18 protein-coding genes and 1 tRNA gene are annotated in these 15,320 nt (G+C 49.8%); 10 read left to right on the top strand and 9 right to left on the bottom strand.

All coding sequences use genetic code 11. The annotated features are described in order from the left end of the window. Genes crcB through cysG form a run of 3 tightly spaced genes read left to right on the top strand, consistent with a single transcriptional unit; the run spans position 1 to position 3,139 of the window. Positions 1-384: a fluoride efflux transporter CrcB gene (gene crcB / locus MIB40_RS04395; protein WP_249691254.1), complete on the top strand. Its 384-nt coding sequence runs from the start codon at positions 1-3 to the stop codon at positions 382-384. Positions 385-402: 18 nt separating this feature from the next. Beyond that, positions 403-1,680, top strand: coding sequence for a serine--tRNA ligase (gene serS / locus MIB40_RS04390; RefSeq protein WP_249691252.1), 1,278 nt, complete (start codon positions 403-405; stop codon positions 1,678-1,680). A 55-nt stretch (positions 1,681-1,735) separates the two neighbouring features. Continuing rightward, the gene (gene cysG, locus MIB40_RS04385) at positions 1,736-3,139 is read left to right on the top strand and encodes a siroheme synthase CysG (RefSeq protein ID WP_249691250.1); all 1,404 of its coding nucleotides are present in this window, start codon (positions 1,736-1,738) and stop codon (positions 3,137-3,139) included. A 45-nt stretch (positions 3,140-3,184) separates the two neighbouring features. Here cysG and MIB40_RS04380 read toward each other — a convergent pair whose 3' ends face one another. The 6 genes from MIB40_RS04380 to MIB40_RS04355 all read right to left on the bottom strand — a co-directional run bounded on the left by MIB40_RS04380 (position 3,185) and on the right by MIB40_RS04355 (position 6,358). Beyond that, entirely contained in the window at positions 3,185-4,195 is a 1,011-nt protein-coding gene (locus tag MIB40_RS04380) for a glycosyl transferase family protein (protein WP_249691248.1), read from the bottom strand. Positions 4,196-4,198: 3 nt separating this feature from the next. Then, positions 4,199-4,534 (bottom strand): TusE/DsrC/DsvC family sulfur relay protein, encoded by a 336-nt coding sequence (locus MIB40_RS04375; protein ID WP_249691246.1) that lies wholly within the window; start codon positions 4,532-4,534, stop codon positions 4,199-4,201. A 1-nt stretch (position 4,535) separates the two neighbouring features. Further along, a complete protein-coding gene (gene tusB, locus MIB40_RS04370; protein WP_249691245.1) occupies positions 4,536-4,835 on the bottom strand; it encodes a sulfurtransferase complex subunit TusB in 300 nt (99 codons plus the stop codon). A gap of 11 nt (positions 4,836-4,846) precedes the next feature. Then, a complete protein-coding gene (tusC, locus tag MIB40_RS04365) occupies positions 4,847-5,206 on the bottom strand; it encodes a sulfurtransferase complex subunit TusC (RefSeq protein ID WP_249691243.1) in 360 nt (119 codons plus the stop codon). Positions 5,207-5,209: 3 nt separating this feature from the next. Then, a complete protein-coding gene (gene tusD, locus MIB40_RS04360; protein ID WP_249691241.1) occupies positions 5,210-5,602 on the bottom strand; it encodes a sulfurtransferase complex subunit TusD in 393 nt (130 codons plus the stop codon). An 87-nt stretch (positions 5,603-5,689) separates the two neighbouring features. After that, positions 5,690-6,358: a Bax inhibitor-1/YccA family protein gene (locus MIB40_RS04355; protein WP_249691239.1), complete on the bottom strand. Its 669-nt coding sequence runs from the start codon at positions 6,356-6,358 to the stop codon at positions 5,690-5,692. Positions 6,359-6,654: 296 nt separating this feature from the next. On the opposite strand from MIB40_RS04355, the gene MIB40_RS04350 reads away from it, so the two are divergent. From MIB40_RS04350 to MIB40_RS04325, 6 genes are all read left to right on the top strand, one after another. Then, positions 6,655-6,745 (top strand) — tRNA-Ser (locus tag MIB40_RS04350). Positions 6,746-7,062: 317 nt separating this feature from the next. Then, positions 7,063-7,542, top strand: a complete 480-nt coding sequence (locus MIB40_RS04345) for a 4Fe-4S dicluster domain-containing protein (protein WP_249691237.1) — start codon at positions 7,063-7,065, stop codon at positions 7,540-7,542. Positions 7,543-7,560: 18 nt separating this feature from the next. Next, on the top strand, positions 7,561-9,411 hold the full coding sequence (locus tag MIB40_RS04340; protein ID WP_249691235.1) for an aldehyde ferredoxin oxidoreductase family protein: 1,851 nt from the start codon (positions 7,561-7,563) through the stop codon (positions 9,409-9,411). A gap of 84 nt (positions 9,412-9,495) precedes the next feature. Next, positions 9,496-10,758, top strand: coding sequence for an NAD(P)/FAD-dependent oxidoreductase (locus MIB40_RS04335; protein WP_249691233.1), 1,263 nt, complete (start codon positions 9,496-9,498; stop codon positions 10,756-10,758). A 5-nt stretch (positions 10,759-10,763) separates the two neighbouring features. Continuing rightward, positions 10,764-11,015 carry a sulfur carrier protein ThiS gene (gene thiS, locus MIB40_RS04330; protein WP_249691231.1) on the top strand — a complete coding sequence of 84 codons (252 nt, stop codon included), beginning with the start codon at positions 10,764-10,766 and terminating at the stop codon, positions 11,013-11,015. Then, on the top strand, positions 11,015-11,341 hold the full coding sequence (locus MIB40_RS04325; RefSeq protein WP_249691229.1) for a hypothetical protein: 327 nt from the start codon (positions 11,015-11,017) through the stop codon (positions 11,339-11,341). Before thiS ends, MIB40_RS04325 begins: the two co-directional genes overlap by 1 nt. Before the next feature lie 432 nt (positions 11,342-11,773). On the opposite strand, the gene ald is transcribed toward MIB40_RS04325, so the two are convergent. Beyond that, entirely contained in the window at positions 11,774-12,892 is a 1,119-nt protein-coding gene (gene ald, locus MIB40_RS04320) for an alanine dehydrogenase (RefSeq protein ID WP_249691227.1), read from the bottom strand. A gap of 214 nt (positions 12,893-13,106) precedes the next feature. Between ald and MIB40_RS04315 the strand changes: the two genes are divergently transcribed. Further along, complete coding sequence (locus MIB40_RS04315; protein WP_249691225.1) at positions 13,107-13,757, top strand: MBL fold metallo-hydrolase; 651 nt, start codon at positions 13,107-13,109, stop codon at positions 13,755-13,757. 28 nt (positions 13,758-13,785) lie between these two features. On the opposite strand, the gene MIB40_RS04310 is transcribed toward MIB40_RS04315, so the two are convergent. Both MIB40_RS04310 and MIB40_RS04305 read right to left on the bottom strand, forming a co-directional pair. Beyond that, positions 13,786-14,217: a PAS domain-containing protein gene (locus MIB40_RS04310; RefSeq protein ID WP_249691223.1), complete on the bottom strand. Its 432-nt coding sequence runs from the start codon at positions 14,215-14,217 to the stop codon at positions 13,786-13,788. Next, positions 14,217-15,287, bottom strand: a complete 1,071-nt coding sequence (locus tag MIB40_RS04305; RefSeq protein WP_249691221.1) for a response regulator — start codon at positions 15,285-15,287, stop codon at positions 14,217-14,219. The genes MIB40_RS04310 and MIB40_RS04305 overlap by 1 nt, the downstream gene beginning before the upstream one ends. Between the last annotated feature and the right edge of the window lie 33 nt (positions 15,288-15,320).

The raw sequence follows: 15,320 nt of genomic DNA, 5'->3' as shown, positions 1-15,320 counted from the left end.
ATGTGGCAGCAACTGCTGTTTGTCGGTATGGGGGGAGCGTTAGGTGCAGCCGCTCGGTTCTCTGTGTACAACCTCTATGAATTGACCGGTTCCAAGCTGTTTCCTATGCCAACCCTGATCGTTAACGTTGTGGGTTCATTCTTGATCGGAATCGCTTATTTTACAATTGTAGAAAGGCTACAATTGCCACCAGTGTGGAAGAGTGGTCTTATCACAGGCTTTTTAGGTGCCTTTACAACGTTCTCTACCTACTCGCTGGATGCTCTGCGAATGATCCAGAATGGCGAGTTAGGCGTTGCCGTGGGATATCTATTCGCCAGTGTCGTGTTGTGCTTGATAGCAACATTGGCTGGCTTCCTGCTTGTTGAAAAATTATTCAGTTAACTGATTGCAAGGTAACCAATGCTAGACGCAAAACTCGTGCGAGGCAGCACAGAAGAGATCGCTGAAAAACTGCTTGTTAAGCAGTATAAACTCGATGTCAGCCGTATCCAGGCTCTGGAAGGACGTCGTAAAGAGATTCAGATTAAGACCCAGCAGCTGCAGAATGAACGCAAGGTGGGTTCGAAAAAGTTCGGCCAACTCAAGGCCAGTGGTGGTGATATTGCACCGCTAAAAGCCGAAATGGATCGTATTGGTGAAGAACTCAAAGTATCGGAAGAGCTGCTGGGTCAAATCCAGCATGAGCTGAACGATATCTTGATGAATGTCCCTAATGTTCCTCATGAATCTGTACCCGCAGGGGAAACAGAAGACGACAACATCGAAGTGCGCCGTTGGGGCACCCCCAAGGCTTTCGATTTTGATCCTCAGGACCATGTGGCATTGGGCGAAGCTAATGGAGAGCTGGATTTTGAAACCGCCGCTAAATTGTCTGGAGCACGTTTTGCGGTAATGAAAGGGAAAATTGCTCGGCTGCATCGTGCTATCACTCAATTCATGATTAATACTCATCTTGAGGAGCATGGGTACGAAGAAATTTACGTGCCTTATATGGTGAATGCGGATTCGCTTCGAGGAACCGGGCAGTTACCAAAGTTCGAGAAAGACCTGTTCAAAATTGAGCGTGAGGACCAGAGCGATCTGTATCTGATCCCAACCGCTGAGGTTCCGGTCACTAATGTGGTGCGTGATCGTATTGTTGATGATTCAGATATGCCGCTTAGTTATGTGTGTCACTCGCCCTGTTTTCGCAGTGAGGCGGGGAGCTATGGCCGTGATGTACGTGGAATGATTCGCCAGCATCAGTTCGATAAGGTGGAAATGGTACATGTTGTACGTGCAGAGGATTCCTGGGACATGCTGGAAACCTTGACCGGGCACGCAGAGGCGATTCTTCAGAAGCTGAATCTACCTTATCGAGTCGTGACTCTTTGTGGGGGGGATTTGGGTTTCTCTGCCGCTAAAACCTATGACATTGAGGTTTGGTTGCCAGGTCAACAAAAATATCGTGAGATTTCCTCATGCAGTAACATGTCCGATTTCCAGGCTCGTCGCATGATGGCTCGCTGGCGTAATCCGGAAACGGGCAAGCCGGAGCTGGTTCATACTTTGAATGGATCTGGCCTGGCTGTGGGTCGAACCATGGTGGCCATTATTGAAAATTACCAGGATGAAAATGGCCATATTGAAATCCCGGAAGTACTGCTTCCCTATATGGGCGGTGTGACTAAAATATAATCGTCCGGGGAGTTGTCCCCGGGTTTTGGCTTTTTGTGACTAATGCAGGGTTATTATGGATTTTTTACCGCTTTATTTTGATCTTAAAGACAAGCCCTGCCTGGTGGTTGGTGGTGGCGAAATCGCCACCCGGAAGGCGACCATGCTGCTAAAAGCCGGCGCGAGAATTCATGTGGTGGCACCGGAACTAAGTTCTGGTATTCATGAGCTGGCCAAAGATAGCAGGGTGACACTTGAACAAATCGAGTACTCTCGAGAGGCGCTCGATGGCATGGTGCTGGTGATCGCCGCGACCAATGTTTACGATGTTAATCTGGCTGTTTCCGAAGATGCAAAAGCGATAAATCTGCCCGTCAATGTGGTGGATAATCCACCGCTTTGCACCTTTATTTTACCGGCTATTATCGACCGTTCACCGATTGTGATAGCAGTGTCCAGCGGAGGTAAATCACCGGTGTTGGCGCGTCTGATCCGCTCACGCCTTGAGTCCACTATCCCGGCGGCTTATGGTCGATTAGGCGCGTTAGTTGGCGGTTTTCGTGATGCAGTGAAAGAGCGTTTTTCCAGTATTAACCAGCGTCGTGGTTTTTGGGAATCTGTTTTGCAGGGAGATGTCGCCGAGCTGGTTTTCTCTGGTAAAGAACAGCAAGCCAAACAACGTCTGGAGGAAATTCTTCAGTCTCAATCGGGTGATGAAACTCAGCCAGGTGAAGTTTATCTGGTGGGGGGCGGGCCGGGAGACCCTGATCTGTTGACATTTCGTGCCTTGCGTTTGATGCAGCAAGCCGACGTAGTGCTTTACGATCGGCTGGTTTCTGAAGCGGTAGTTGATATGACGCGTAGAGATGCTGAGCGTATCAATGTAGGTAAGGCTCGCTCAGAGCACACCCTGCCTCAAGAGGAGATCAATGATCTTCTGGTTAGACTGGCGAAAGAAGGTCGCCGTGTTTTGCGTCTTAAAGGTGGCGATCCTTTTATCTTTGGCCGCGGTGGTGAAGAGATCGATAAGCTGGCAGAGAATGGTATTCCTTTTCAGGTGGTCCCGGGTATCACTGCCGCCACAGGTTGCTCCTGTTATGCGGGGATTCCTTTGACCCACCGTGATTATGCTCAGTCAGTTCGTTTTATAACGGGACATCTTAAAAACGGAAGCTGTCAGTTGCCCTGGAACGAGCTGGTCCATAAAGAGCAGACTGTGGTGTTTTATATGGGGCTGGTTGGTCTGAAAACGATCTGCGAAAAGCTCATAGAGCATGGGCGCGGTGCTAATACCCCCGTAGCTCTTGTGCAACAGGGTACCACGCCGAGTCAGCGTGTTTTTACCGGTACCCTTGAGACTATCAATGCCATTGTCGAATCTGAACAAGTGAAAGCTCCCACCTTGATTATTGTTGGGGAGGTTGTCCTACTAAGAGAAAAGCTTGGCTGGGCAGATGATGCGGGATTACCCGAGGCCTAACTAAAAAGCCCGGGTTTAATTCCGGGCTTTTTTTGCGGTATCACTTTAAAATCGCGTTTTGTCGCGCTGCATCCAAAGCTCGGATGCCAACTCCATCGCTTGCCGCTGGCTGCTGGCTTTGCCTGTCTGTTTGAGGGCAATGGCTGCGGTACTGATCACTGCACTTTCACCATATTCATCCTGCTTTGTTCCTCGCCAGACGCCGGTTAGATCGTCCAGGTTAAGGGTTTCGGGTTTTAAATGCCGGCGAGGGAAGAGGGCAGGCCATTCCTCTTCGACCAGTTCGTCGCCCAGAACAGCGCGAACCTGTAATGGATTATCTGGGTTGCGTTCGATTTCACCGCCGTCGCCTTTAATAACGGATATGTTGGAGTAGCCCAGTAATTTGCCAGCCAGCTGATGCACTGGCTGGTAGGCTGGGTGAAAGATGCTCTGGATAACATGGGGGGCATTTAGAGGGTTAAGCAGGCGTACCAGGGAGTGAACGGGAGATCGTACGCCCAGTATATTCCTAAGATCGATGATACCTTGCAGTTCCGGGCACAGAGTCTGTAGTGGCATATAGGCAAACTTCTGCGCTGATATGGCATTATCAACTGATTGCCAATCGGTACAGACAGGTAGTTCAAGTGCCTCGAGCACTGATCGCGTATAAATACGGCCTGAGGTATGCCCCTCTGTGCCATGCATAAAAACCCGCAAACCATGGTCATTAAGTAGTGTGATGCTAAGAATAAACCAGGGCAGTTGGCGGCGTTTTCCGGCATAGGAAGACCAGTCTAGGTCCACCGAGATTGGCTTGGCGGGCAGCGGAATGTGTTCCCGTACTGCGCGGGCAAATCCGGCCATCTCCTCGGAAGTTTCGCTCTTTACTCGAAGTAACAATAGTAACGCCCCCAGTTGCACCGGTTCCAATTCATCCCGAAGTACCATGCCCATTACGGTATGGGCTTCTTCTTCAGTAAAGGAACGTGAACCTCGGGGGCCTTTACCAATGATTTTAAGAAAAGGCGCAAAAGGGTGTTCTCTGATTGGGGAAGATACAATGTTGGTCATAGGTCACATGCAGTTAGTGGGTTTGGGAAGGCCGGCAATACGAGCAGCGATCTTGGCGGGGCTGCCGGGAAACAGTTGTAACAAATAGATGCTCTTGCCTTTGTCGTTCCCGAGCGTTCTGCCAATATATTTTACCAGTGGACGCATTGCTGGGGAGAGTTGGTATTCACTGTAAAAAGCTCGTAACGCGTGTATTACTTCCCAGTGGGCGTCGCTAAGAGAGATGTCATCAGCAAGTGCCAGCTCATTGGCAGCATTTGGCGACCAGTCATCCAGGTTGGTCAGGTATCCTTCCTTATCAACTTCCACCGATTTGCCATCAATGATTATTTGGGGCATATCAATTCCAGCTTAATGATTTTTCGTGTTGCGCCGTTAAGGCTACGAAACCATTGTAATTGACCTTTTGAACCTCGTCAGGCAGCAGCTTATTCAGACCTCTAGCCTCCAGGTCTTCACTGAGTGCATAGATATTGATGTTGCCCAGATGCTGTTGCAATAAACGCCAACCGGCTGTTTCTGGTAATACATTAAACACTCCGTTCTCAATGAGCAGCAGGCTGGAGCCTTTACTGGCAAGGTTCAGGCAGCGTTGAAGGGCGTCTGAAGAAGTGAGGGCTTTGTTGACGATATGTAGCATGAGGTTAAAGGTTAGAAGCCTAAAAGGATATCAGCTCTCTCAAGGTGCTGAGACAGCTCATGACGTGAAACTATATCAGCTTCCACACAGAGTTGAGAGGGCTTAATGCCGCGAGAGCTTAGTGTTTCATCGCACACCAACAGCTGTTCGACACCATAAAGTTCGAGGGCTTTGAGGGTTGCAGAAAAGGTTTTTTGACCCAGGGCGTCAGGGGCCTGCTGGTCGAGTAATTGATAGATGCCATCGCCGTCAAAAACAAGGGAGACTTCGAGCTCGAAAGCAGCTCCAATCAGCGCGGTATCTAACGCTTCCTTGGCATTAAGGGTACCGTAGGGCGGGGTGCTGGTAATAAGGCAAAGTGATTTCCCCATGACTCAGGCCCCGAAAGTAACCAGTCGATCGCTCATCACCGCGCCTTCGATCAATTGGCCCAGTCCAGATAAAGCAGTCGATGAAGATAAGTTCGATGCAGGCTTTTCATAGCGCAGTTGCTCTTCATTGTTTAACAGTCCTCGACGCAGAGCTGCAGCGACGCAAACCACGGCATCCAGCTTGTGTTTGTCGATAAATAGTCGCCATTCTCGTGGAAGGTCGACTTCATCCTGTGGTGGTATTGCCAGAATAGAGGCGGTGTGCACCGCATCCTGATAGAAAAAAAGCCGAACAATTGAGTGGTTATTGGATATCAGCGCTTTAGCAAAATTCAGCGCGCTTTGGCATGCCTGGCTGGAGTACGGGGCACCGTATATGGCGATAGTGTAATTCATGTAACGCCCAGAGCAATGAAATCGAAATTGTAGCAGATAGTAAAAGGCCCCGAGACTATCGGGGCCTTTGGGTTCTGACAATCGGTATCAGTCATCGCCACCGAAGATGCCCACCAGGTTAAGCAGGTGGACGAACAGAAGGTAGATGTTGAGGTAAAGGGAAACCGTCGCCATTACGTAATTGGTTTCACCGCCATGAATAATGTTGCTGGTGTCATATAGGATATAGCCGGAGAATATCAATACGGCCGCTACCGAGATAGCAATGTGCAATCCGCTGACTTCAAAGAACATACCAATCAAGGAGGCGGCGATCAGCACTATCAGTCCGACAAACAGAAATCCACGAAGGAAGCTGAAGTCTTTACGGGTGGTGAGTGCATAACCCGACAGGGAAAAGAAGATTAGCCCTGTCATACCCAAGGCAGTAGTAACGATGCTACTGCCATTCGGCAGGGTAAGATATGCTGAAAGGAGGGGGCCAAGCTGGTAACCCATGTAGCCAGTGAAGAGGAAAACCAAGGGCAGGGCCCAGATGCTGTTGCGTGCTTTACTGACGGCAAACAGTAGTCCAATCATTATTGCCAGAGAAAGAATCCAATGGACCGCTGGAGCAGCTGTAAGAACAGCTACGGCACTGACCAGGGCACTGAACACCAGTGTCATGGACAGTAGCATATAAGTGTTGCGTATCACCTTGTTGGTTTGCAGGACCTGCTCTTCCGAGCGGGCAATCGCAGTTACTTGGTCATTCATTCGCCTGTTTCTCCATAAAACGGGTTAATTGTAAAACGTTCTCATCATCATACCGGCAGGGGCTTGTAAATCAAGCCGCTGCACTGTTGGTACACTAACGCTACTGCTCAACATCAGTAGCAAGGCCTGTACCTCCACATATTTTGAGTTGCATCTGAATGGTTAGTTCCCAGTGGCGAAATGTTGACCAATAAAATCAATGAATTAGCCGTTGACACAGTGCTTAAATCGGGTAAGATTTGCGCCATCTCGAGGTCGGCTATCCGCGAACGGTCTGCTTTCTTCTGAGGTGTCCAGGTGAGCTGGCAGAGTGGTTGAATGCAGCGGTCTTGAAAACCGCCGTAGGTTAGTAGCCTACCCGGGGTTCGAATCCCTGGCTCACCGCCACATTAAACAAAAAAGCCCCGTTTCTCGGGGCTTTTTTGTTTCTGTCTGACAGTTCAATGTTTCCCCTGTAGATAAGCCAGGGGCTCAGCGTTGGGCTTGTCGCCCGTGATTTCTGCTTATTTATTCCTGATTCTCCATTTCGTATCAAACACTTAGGGTTGTTATGGGTCGAAACGGTTTTCATCCGTTGGCAAAATCCCCTGTCAACTGGTGGCTGGTTGCTATACTCAATCACTGATTAGCCGATCAACAGGCAGCTTCTTTCGAAGTTCTGTAGTGCTAGGGGTTGCACCAATAATAAATATAAGGAGTGCAGCATGCTGAAATCGCTCAGTATCGATCCGGATAAATGCACCGGTTGTCGCCAGTGCGAAATGGCTTGTTCCTACGAAAAAGAGGGCGTTTTCAACCCGTCCAAATCCCGTATACAGGTATTTGAGTTCCATCACGAGGGGCGCTATGTGCCTTACACCTGTACCCAGTGCAGTGAAGCATGGTGTATGAAGGCTTGCCCTGTTGACGCGATTCGTAACGACCTTTCGTTAGGCGCCAAGCTGGTGCATGAGGATATCTGTGTTGGCTGTAAGGTCTGCACCATAGCTTGCCCGTTCGGGACCATTAATTATCTGCCGGATACCGGCAAAGTGGCCAAGTGTGACCTTTGTGACGGCTCGCCACAATGTGTCGAAGCTTGCCCGACGGATGCCATTACCTATATTGATGCTGCACTCACAGGTATGGAACGTATGCGCAAGTACGCTGCTGCCAATAACCCGTCTGCGGGTCAGAACGCCTGATTGAAGAGGAGAAATGATATGACATGGTCAAGAAAGATTCTTCGTGTAAACCTCTCCAACGGCACCGTTGTTTCGGAACCTTTGAACATGGACTGGGCATTCAAATATTTGGGGCAACGTGGACTGGCGACTAGATACCTGTGCGCCGAGGTCGATCCGAAAGTGGATCCCTTGTCGCCAGAGAATAAGTTGATTATGGCCAATGGGCCTCTAACAGGAACGATGGCAGCCACCGGTGGCCGATATGCCGTAGTTACCAAGAGTCCATTGACCGGTGCCGTAGCTTGTTCGAATTCGGGCGGGTTTATTGGTGCGGAGTTGAGAAATGCGGGTTGGGATATGGTGATCTACGAGGGGCGCTCGGAGAAGCCGGTGTACCTCTATATCGAAAATGAGAAAGCTGAACTGATAGATGCTGGAGACCTTTGGGGCACCTCGGTATGGGAAACTGACGAAAAAATCCGTCAGCGGCATCAGGACCCACGCCTTCGTATCGCTGCGGTAGGGCGTTCGGCTGAAAAAGGGTGTCTCTACTCAGCCATTGTAAATGACCTTCACCGTGCAGCCGGGCGCTCGGGTGTTGGTACTGTAATGGCGTCAAAAAACCTGAAAGCCGTGGCAGTCAGGGGTTCTTTGGGGGTTGCTGGTATAAAGGATCCCAAACGCTTTATGAAAGAGGTGGCTGTCCAGAAACAGGTTCTTGCTGATAATCCTATAACAGGGGAAGGGTTACCAACCTACGGGACTCAGGTGCTGATGAATGTGGTCAATGAGGTGGGGGCTATGCCGACCCGGAATGCTTCTGAGGTCCAATTTGAAGGGGCTCATAAAATCTCCGGTGAAGCGATGCATGAGCCGAGGGAAAGCGATGGTAAACCAAACCTGACCCGAAATGCCGGTTGCTTTGGTTGCACGATAGCCTGCGGCCGTATATCGACGATAGATCAAACCCATTTTTCCATCAAAAACAAACCCAAGTACTGGGGGAACACTGGTGGTCTGGAGTATGAAAATGCCTGGTCGATGGGTTCAGATACCGGAATTGACGATATAGACGCTGTCACCTATGCCAATGCGATTTGTAATGAAGATGGTATCGACCCTATCTCCTTCGGTGCAACGTTGGCAGCCGCTATGGAAATGTTCGAGGACGGTGATCTCACACTTGAACAAACTGGCGGGCTAGAACTGCGCTTTGGTTCTGCCGAAGCCCTGGTCAAGGCGGTTGAAATGACGGCATTAGGTGAGGGCTTTGGCCAGGATCTTGGGCTTGGGTCCAAACGACTATGTGAGAAATATGGGCGGCCGGAATTGTCCATGACGGTTAAAGGTCAGGAGTTTCCTGCTTATGATCCGCGAGGTATACAGGGGATGGGGCTAACGTACGCGACCTCTAACCGGGGCGCCTGTCATCTGCGGAGTTATACGGTGTCTTCGGAAATTCTGGGCATTCCCGAGAAAACCGATCCCCTATCAACGGAAGGCAAACCTGAGTTGGTGATGGCTTTTCAGGATGCTACAGCGGCTGTCGACTCCTCTGGGCTTTGCGTTTTCACGACCTTCGCCTGGACTCTGGATAACATTGCTCCACAAATTGATGCTGCCTGTGAAGGGGAGTGGAGTGTGGAGCGATTAGCGGAAACGGGTGAGCGAATCTGGAATATGGAGCGCCGCTTCAACTTGCAAGCTGGGCTGACCGGCGCTGATGACTCGTTACCTGAACGGTTACTGACCGAAGCGGCAAAGGTCGGGCCAGCCAAGGGAATGGTCGCAAAGTTGGATGAGATGTTGCCGAAGTATTACCAGGTTCGAGGCTGGGGCGCTGATGGAATCCCAACAGGGGATACTTACCAACGGTTAGGGCTGTAATCACCTTTGAGTCGGTTAGCGTGATTAACCCAGCGTTGATCACGCTTGTTACTTTTCTCAGTGAGCAAACTGGAGTTTGCCATTATGCATCATCTCATTATTGGCGCAGGTGCCGCGGGTGTCGCTGCTGCCGAGACTCTGCGTCAACTTTCATCAAACGATCAAATTACTCTGGTTAGTTCTGAGAAAGCTGAACCTTACTCAAGAATGGCCATCCCCTATCTGTTGATCGACCAGATAAAAGAGGAGGGTACTCACTTAAGGCAGCGCCCAGATTATTATCATGAACAAAGAATCGATGTTTTACACGATGCTGTAGCTGGAATGCAGCCCGAGTCGAAAACCGTTAGCCTGGTCAGCGGTAAAACCCTGACCTATGACCGCTGCCTGATCGCTAGCGGCTCTTTGCCCATCAAACCTGATATAGAGGGTATAGATCTGCCTTTGGTGCACAGTTGCTGGACGCTTGATGACGCCAGATCCGTTGCTCGGTTGGCGGCCAGAGATACTCCCGTAGTGCTTATGGGGGCAGGTTTTATTGGCTCCATTATTCTGGAAGCTCTCGCACTGCGGGGCGTTGATCTAACGGTCGTAGAGCATCAAGACCGAATGGTTCCTCGAATGATGGGAGACAAGGCGGGTGGATTGCTGAAATCCTGGTGTGAACGCAAAGGGGTAAAAGTACTGACATCGACCGACATCACTCGGGTAAGTTCGCTTAATGATCATCGTATTGACGTTGAGTTGAGTTCGGGTGAGAGCATTGAGGCGGGCTTGTTAATTGCCGCAGCAGGGGTTCGTCCAAATACCAGTTTTGTCGCGCCAGGGCAGTTTGAAATGCAGCACGGGATTCTCGTAGATCGTTTTATGCGGACCAGTGTGCCAGATATCTTTGCAGCCGGTGATGTGGCTCAGGGGCTGGATATTTCAACAGGAAAGAAGATGATACAGGCGATACAAACCACAGCTGTTGAGCATGGTCGGTTGGCAGCGATCAATATGGTTAAGGCGGAGTCAGTGGCTCATCGAGGTTCACTGATAATGAATGTTTTGGACACCCTTGGGCTGCTTTCATGTTCCATTGGAATCTGGCAAGGAGTGACTGAAGGGGACACGGTTGAACGATTTGATCCTGAGCGGTATCGATATTTGTGCTTGCAGTTTTTGGGCGAGCGTTTGGTCGGGGCTACTATCGTGGGCCACAAAAATCACCAGGGAGCACTGCGAGGGTTGATAGAGGGGCAGTATGAGTTAGGGCGTTTCAAGGAGGTTTTGCTAAAGGATCCCAATAAGATCATGGAGGTTTATCTGGCCGTTGCTCAATCTGATGCCACGCTAGTGCGATAGTAACTATGAAGATTACGTTAAAGTTGTATGCGTCTTTTGGGTGTTTCTTACCGCCTGGGTCTAATCGAAACACTATAGAGCTAAATCTTGATAGTCGGCGTTCGATTCATCAGGTGCTTGATTCTTATGGGGTGCCTTTGAAGGAAGCCCACCTTGTAGTGGTCAACGGAGTGTTTGTCTGTGAAAGTGAACGCGACAGTTATCAGCTCAATGAGGGTGATGTATTGGCGGTCTGGCCCGCTGTAGCAGGTGGCTAATGATTAATGACCGCTTGGATGTTATTGAAAAGGAGATGTCATTGGTGCCAGCTGAATTTGATCGTCAGCTGGCGAGATTAGTCGAGCGCTTGCAGCTGAGCTGTGAAGCTCAAGATGAATGGAAGCGAGATAATCACGGGTACCAGCTTGCAGGGCAAGAGCAGCTATTGATTCGAATTGACATCGAAGCGATGCCGCCCAGGCGAATTGCATCAATTTCATTACCCGTGATGCGGGTACGCATTGTATTTTTACAGGCATCTAACGTGCAGAAGGAGGAGTTTGCGCGCTACTTTGATCTCTATTTCAGAAAGGGTGGGGGGTAATGGATCGGTAATACTTTGATTGGGAACTGAAACGTCAGACACAAAAAATCCGCAATTAAGCGGATCTAATGTTGATAGCTAAGCTATGTGGGCTCCGTGCCTCGGCAGCATCCTGCTGTTTGGCTCTTCACTTCCCTATGTGAGCTATTCCATTCCTGTGCCATCCTGGCTAGCAAACGAGAAGTGCCTTCAATGGCAAATGACTCTATCCCTAATCCATGTCAACTTATCGCTTGCTTGGTTACAGTATACGGCTTTCATGTTCGAATACAGCGCTACTTTCTCCCTTGCCTTTGTAGGATATCTCCTACAAAGGCGTAAGCTATTGGATGCAGGTAGAAAGGGCCCGAAATTTGCCTTTCTCTGTTGATGAGCACAGCATAGTTTTGATGTTATCGGCAAAGCCTGCTTGGTAAGCGGTGACTGTTCCATCTACAAGCTAAGTGCCTGATCTGCAGGCATATAGTCGTAACCAAGATCATGGGCAACCGCTTCGTAAGTCACCTTACCCTTGCAGACGTTCAAGCCGTTGAGTAGATGAGTATCCTCTTCAAGAGCTTTACGGACCCCCTTGTTTGCCAGGGAAACGGCAAAAGGGAGAGTTGCATTGGTAAGGGCAAAGGTTGATGTGCGAGCGACACCTCCAGGCATATTCGCTACGCAGTAGTGTACGATGCCATCAACCTCGTAAGTCGGTTCCTGGTGGGTGGTGGCATGGCTGGTCTCAAAACAACCGCCCTGATCAATAGCCACATCTACGAGAACGGCTCCTTTTTTCATGGTGCCAAGCATCTCACGCGTTACCAAATGCGGTGCGGCTGCCCCTGGTATCAATACGGCGCCAACGACCAGGTCCGAATCAGCGACGGCATTGGCCAGGTTATCTGTATTGGAATACAGAGTTTTTAGTCCTGGTCCATAGAGTTCATCAAGCTCCTTTAATCGTGGCAGGGAACGATCCAGAATTGTTACGTCGGCTCCCATTCCCAAGGCCATTCGTGCCGCGTTGACACCCACTACGCCACCACCAATAACGGTGACCTTTGCCGGGGCAACACCCGGGACACCACCTAATAGGGTGCCGTTCCCACCTTGTGCTTTCTCGAGGGCATGAGCACCTGCCTGTATCGACATACGGCCGGCGACTTCACTCATTGGCGCCAGCAGCGGAAGAGCGCCTTTGCTATCGGTTACGGTTTCATAAGCGATGCAGATAGCCCCGGAATCGACTAATAAGCGTGTTTGCTCGGGGTCGGGTGCCAGGTGGAGATAAGTAAACAGAAGCTGCCCCGGGCGGAGCATCTTGCATTCATTAGGTTGCGGCTCTTTGACCTTCACGATCATATCGGCTTTGGCAAAAATCTCTTCAGGGGTATCGATGATTTGGGCGCCCGCAGCTATGTACTGTTCATTGCTTAGGCCTATTCCTGCTCCCCCGTCTTTTTGCACCATGACCTGGTGTCCCTGTGACGTCAGTTCGCGAACTCCCGAAGGTGTCATGCCGATTCGATATTCGTGGTTTTTAATCTCTTTGGGTACGCCAACTAACATTGATTTAGCCTCCAGAAACCGGTTTTAGTATTGATAAAGTTTAAGTTTAGGTCATTATCCAGAGGTTTAAATTGTGTTTTTTGATATAAACCAGTTAAAAGCACTAGCTAATTGCTTTCTTGCAAAAAATGATGCCGGAAGAGTTTGGCTGTCTTTTCTGACCTTCGGTTATCTTTATAATAGTTGTCCCACGAACGCCTTAGGATTTTATGATATGGCCCTCAATTACCGGGTAGTTCCCGTGACTGCTTTTCAGCAAAACTGCTCTGTAATCTGGTGTGATCAAACCAGCAAAGCCGCTGTAGTGGACCCGGGAGGGGACCTGGAACGAATTTTGGCAGTTGTGGAGGCTGAGGGAGTAACGCTTGAATCTATACTGTTAACCCATGGCCATGTCGATCATATTGGAGCGACCGAAGCCCTGAGTCGGCAAGCAGATATTCCGGTTATTGGGCCGCATAAGGCCGATCTTTTCTGGATACAAATGCTGCCTCAAATCTGTCAGCAGTACGGCTTTCCCTCAGCCGCAAGTTTTACACCGGATCAATGGCTAAGCGATGGCGACCGGGTTGAGGTAGGAAATGAAACCTTGCAGGTCATCCATACCCCCGGTCATACCCCGGGACATCTGGTTTTCTATCATCAGAAACAAGCACTTGCCTGGGTCGGCGATGTGATCTTTCAAGGTTCGATAGGTCGTACTGATTTCCCACAGGGAGATTATGACACTCTGATCAATAGTATACGAACAAGCCTATGGCCACTGGGAGATGAGGTAACCTTCGTGCCGGGGCATGGCCCTAATTCGACCATTGGTAAGGAGCGGCGTACGAATCCGTTTGTGAGTGATGCAACCTTTGGTTAGTGACTCGCACTATTGATTAGAGCAATAACTACTCAATGGAGTTGACGCTGTCGGTGACGTCGTAGATGGTCAGGCAAATCTGCCTCACCTTGCCATCGGGGGAGGCCAGCGGGGTGATCGTGGTGTTTTGGTACATATGATCGACTGTTCCGGTAATAGGGTGGTAGTTATTAAACCGAAACAGGTAAGGTCGTTGTTGCCAGGTCGTGAATGCGCGATTGCCCAATAAAAACACGGGACGGGTTTTTTGCCTGAACCAGTTTTCATCGAGCTCTGGAAACAGCTCAAACAAAGAGCGTTCCCGCACCTGTACCGGGCTTTTTCCGCTGTGGTTTTCCATAAAAGTATTCCAGGCCCGGATGCGGTATTCTGTGTCCAGCACGACCAAGCCTACATCAATCGTCTGAACCATATCCATTAACCAGTGAATATCATCCAGCTCTAACGTTGAATTTTGCATTATTCCACCAGGTAGCCGATACGTTCATTTAAAAAAGCCACTGACTGCTCGGTAATTAGCAGCAGTAGATCGCACTCGATATTCAAGCCCTCGACACTGAACCCTAATTCAATCGCCAGGGTTTTTTGCCACCTGTCCTTGGTATTGACCGTTAGTATCTGACTTACATTGAGGTGCTGACCCAATACTTTCGGGTGGCTTTGGCTAAAGGTTAAATCCAGCTGATTTTCCAGCCCCTTGAGGCAGGCTCCAATCATGATGTTGGCCACATCCATCAACACTTCCATTTCCGTATGGGCATCGATTTCATCGCTATAACCCATTTTTCGGGCAATATCCTGGTAGCTGGAATCGTGAAAAATCAGTAAAGCTTCGCCGGCTATACCCGCGCCAATAAAACCTTGGCAAATAGCCGAGCAGGAATCATCTTTATCGGAATGGGTCAGGGCCATTTGAAGTTCGCTAACCTCAATCAGGTTGACCCTGGGCACAGGCATTACCACAAAGACGTCCAGTAATCTGGCCAGAAGATCTGCTGCGCGACCGATAGCGACGTTGGTTATTTCCCGGTAAGCATCAATATAGTCAGTTTTTTCTACAAATTGCTCGGCCAGATTTTGCAGATTGTCTGGCGTTTGTTTGTCTGTATCATCCCCGGTATCGGGCGATGGCGGGGAATGTGCACTCTCTGTGGCTGGCTTTTTGCGCGGGATGCCCAGTTGGTCAACGATATTAGCCAGTGTTTCGGCACTGGCGGGTTTTTTTATGAAACCCAGTGCCCCCAGTTTCTGTACGCGCTCACGGGCTTTGGGCTGAATATCGCCGGAAACAACAATAACCTTGGATTGTATGCCTTGTTCACGGATGGCGTTCAAGACGCCATAGCCATCCAAAACCGGCATGGTAAGGTCCAGAAACAGGTAATTCCCTTCGCCTTTATTAAGAGCCGTCAGGGCTTCTTCTCCATGTTGGGCGAAGCTAACGGTCGCATCCAGATCCGATGGCAGTGCTCTGCCTAGCTGCTTTCTAGCCATGGCGGAATCATCACAAATCAGAATCGTGCTGCTCATAGAGAGGGTAATCCTTAAACATCAATTTTGTTT

Origin of the sequence: Aestuariirhabdus haliotis, assembly GCF_023509475.1 — a bacterium.
Taxonomy (GTDB): domain Bacteria; phylum Pseudomonadota; class Gammaproteobacteria; order Pseudomonadales; family Aestuariirhabdaceae; genus Aestuariirhabdus; species Aestuariirhabdus haliotis.
Note: the sequence above shows the minus strand (reverse complement) of the source record. Positions and strands in the feature narration are given on the sequence as shown.

What these genes read in the sequence shown, in the direction of transcription:
- crcB (WP_249691254.1), top strand. Translation starts at nt 1, where the DNA reads ATGTGGCAGCAACTGCTGTTTGTCGGTATGGGGGGAGCGTTAGGTGCA.
- serS (WP_249691252.1), top strand. Translation starts at nt 403, where the DNA reads ATGCTAGACGCAAAACTCGTGCGAGGCAGCACAGAAGAGATCGCTGAA.
- cysG (WP_249691250.1), top strand. Translation starts at nt 1,736, where the DNA reads ATGGATTTTTTACCGCTTTATTTTGATCTTAAAGACAAGCCCTGCCTG.
- MIB40_RS04380 (WP_249691248.1), bottom strand. Translation starts at nt 4,195, where the DNA reads ATGACCAACATTGTATCTTCCCCAATCAGAGAACACCCTTTTGCGCCT.
- MIB40_RS04375 (WP_249691246.1), bottom strand. Translation starts at nt 4,534, where the DNA reads ATGCCCCAAATAATCATTGATGGCAAATCGGTGGAAGTTGATAAGGAA.
- tusB (WP_249691245.1), bottom strand. Translation starts at nt 4,835, where the DNA reads ATGCTACATATCGTCAACAAAGCCCTCACTTCTTCAGACGCCCTTCAA.
- tusC (WP_249691243.1), bottom strand. Translation starts at nt 5,206, where the DNA reads ATGGGGAAATCACTTTGCCTTATTACCAGCACCCCGCCCTACGGTACC.
- tusD (WP_249691241.1), bottom strand. Translation starts at nt 5,602, where the DNA reads ATGAATTACACTATCGCCATATACGGTGCCCCGTACTCCAGCCAGGCA.
- MIB40_RS04355 (WP_249691239.1), bottom strand. Translation starts at nt 6,358, where the DNA reads ATGAATGACCAAGTAACTGCGATTGCCCGCTCGGAAGAGCAGGTCCTG.
- MIB40_RS04345 (WP_249691237.1), top strand. Translation starts at nt 7,063, where the DNA reads ATGCTGAAATCGCTCAGTATCGATCCGGATAAATGCACCGGTTGTCGC.
- MIB40_RS04340 (WP_249691235.1), top strand. Translation starts at nt 7,561, where the DNA reads ATGACATGGTCAAGAAAGATTCTTCGTGTAAACCTCTCCAACGGCACC.
- MIB40_RS04335 (WP_249691233.1), top strand. Translation starts at nt 9,496, where the DNA reads ATGCATCATCTCATTATTGGCGCAGGTGCCGCGGGTGTCGCTGCTGCC.
- thiS (WP_249691231.1), top strand. Translation starts at nt 10,764, where the DNA reads ATGAAGATTACGTTAAAGTTGTATGCGTCTTTTGGGTGTTTCTTACCG.
- MIB40_RS04325 (WP_249691229.1), top strand. Translation starts at nt 11,015, where the DNA reads ATGATTAATGACCGCTTGGATGTTATTGAAAAGGAGATGTCATTGGTG.
- ald (WP_249691227.1), bottom strand. Translation starts at nt 12,892, where the DNA reads ATGTTAGTTGGCGTACCCAAAGAGATTAAAAACCACGAATATCGAATC.
- MIB40_RS04315 (WP_249691225.1), top strand. Translation starts at nt 13,107, where the DNA reads ATGGCCCTCAATTACCGGGTAGTTCCCGTGACTGCTTTTCAGCAAAAC.
- MIB40_RS04310 (WP_249691223.1), bottom strand. Translation starts at nt 14,217, where the DNA reads ATGCAAAATTCAACGTTAGAGCTGGATGATATTCACTGGTTAATGGAT.
- MIB40_RS04305 (WP_249691221.1), bottom strand. Translation starts at nt 15,287, where the DNA reads ATGAGCAGCACGATTCTGATTTGTGATGATTCCGCCATGGCTAGAAAG.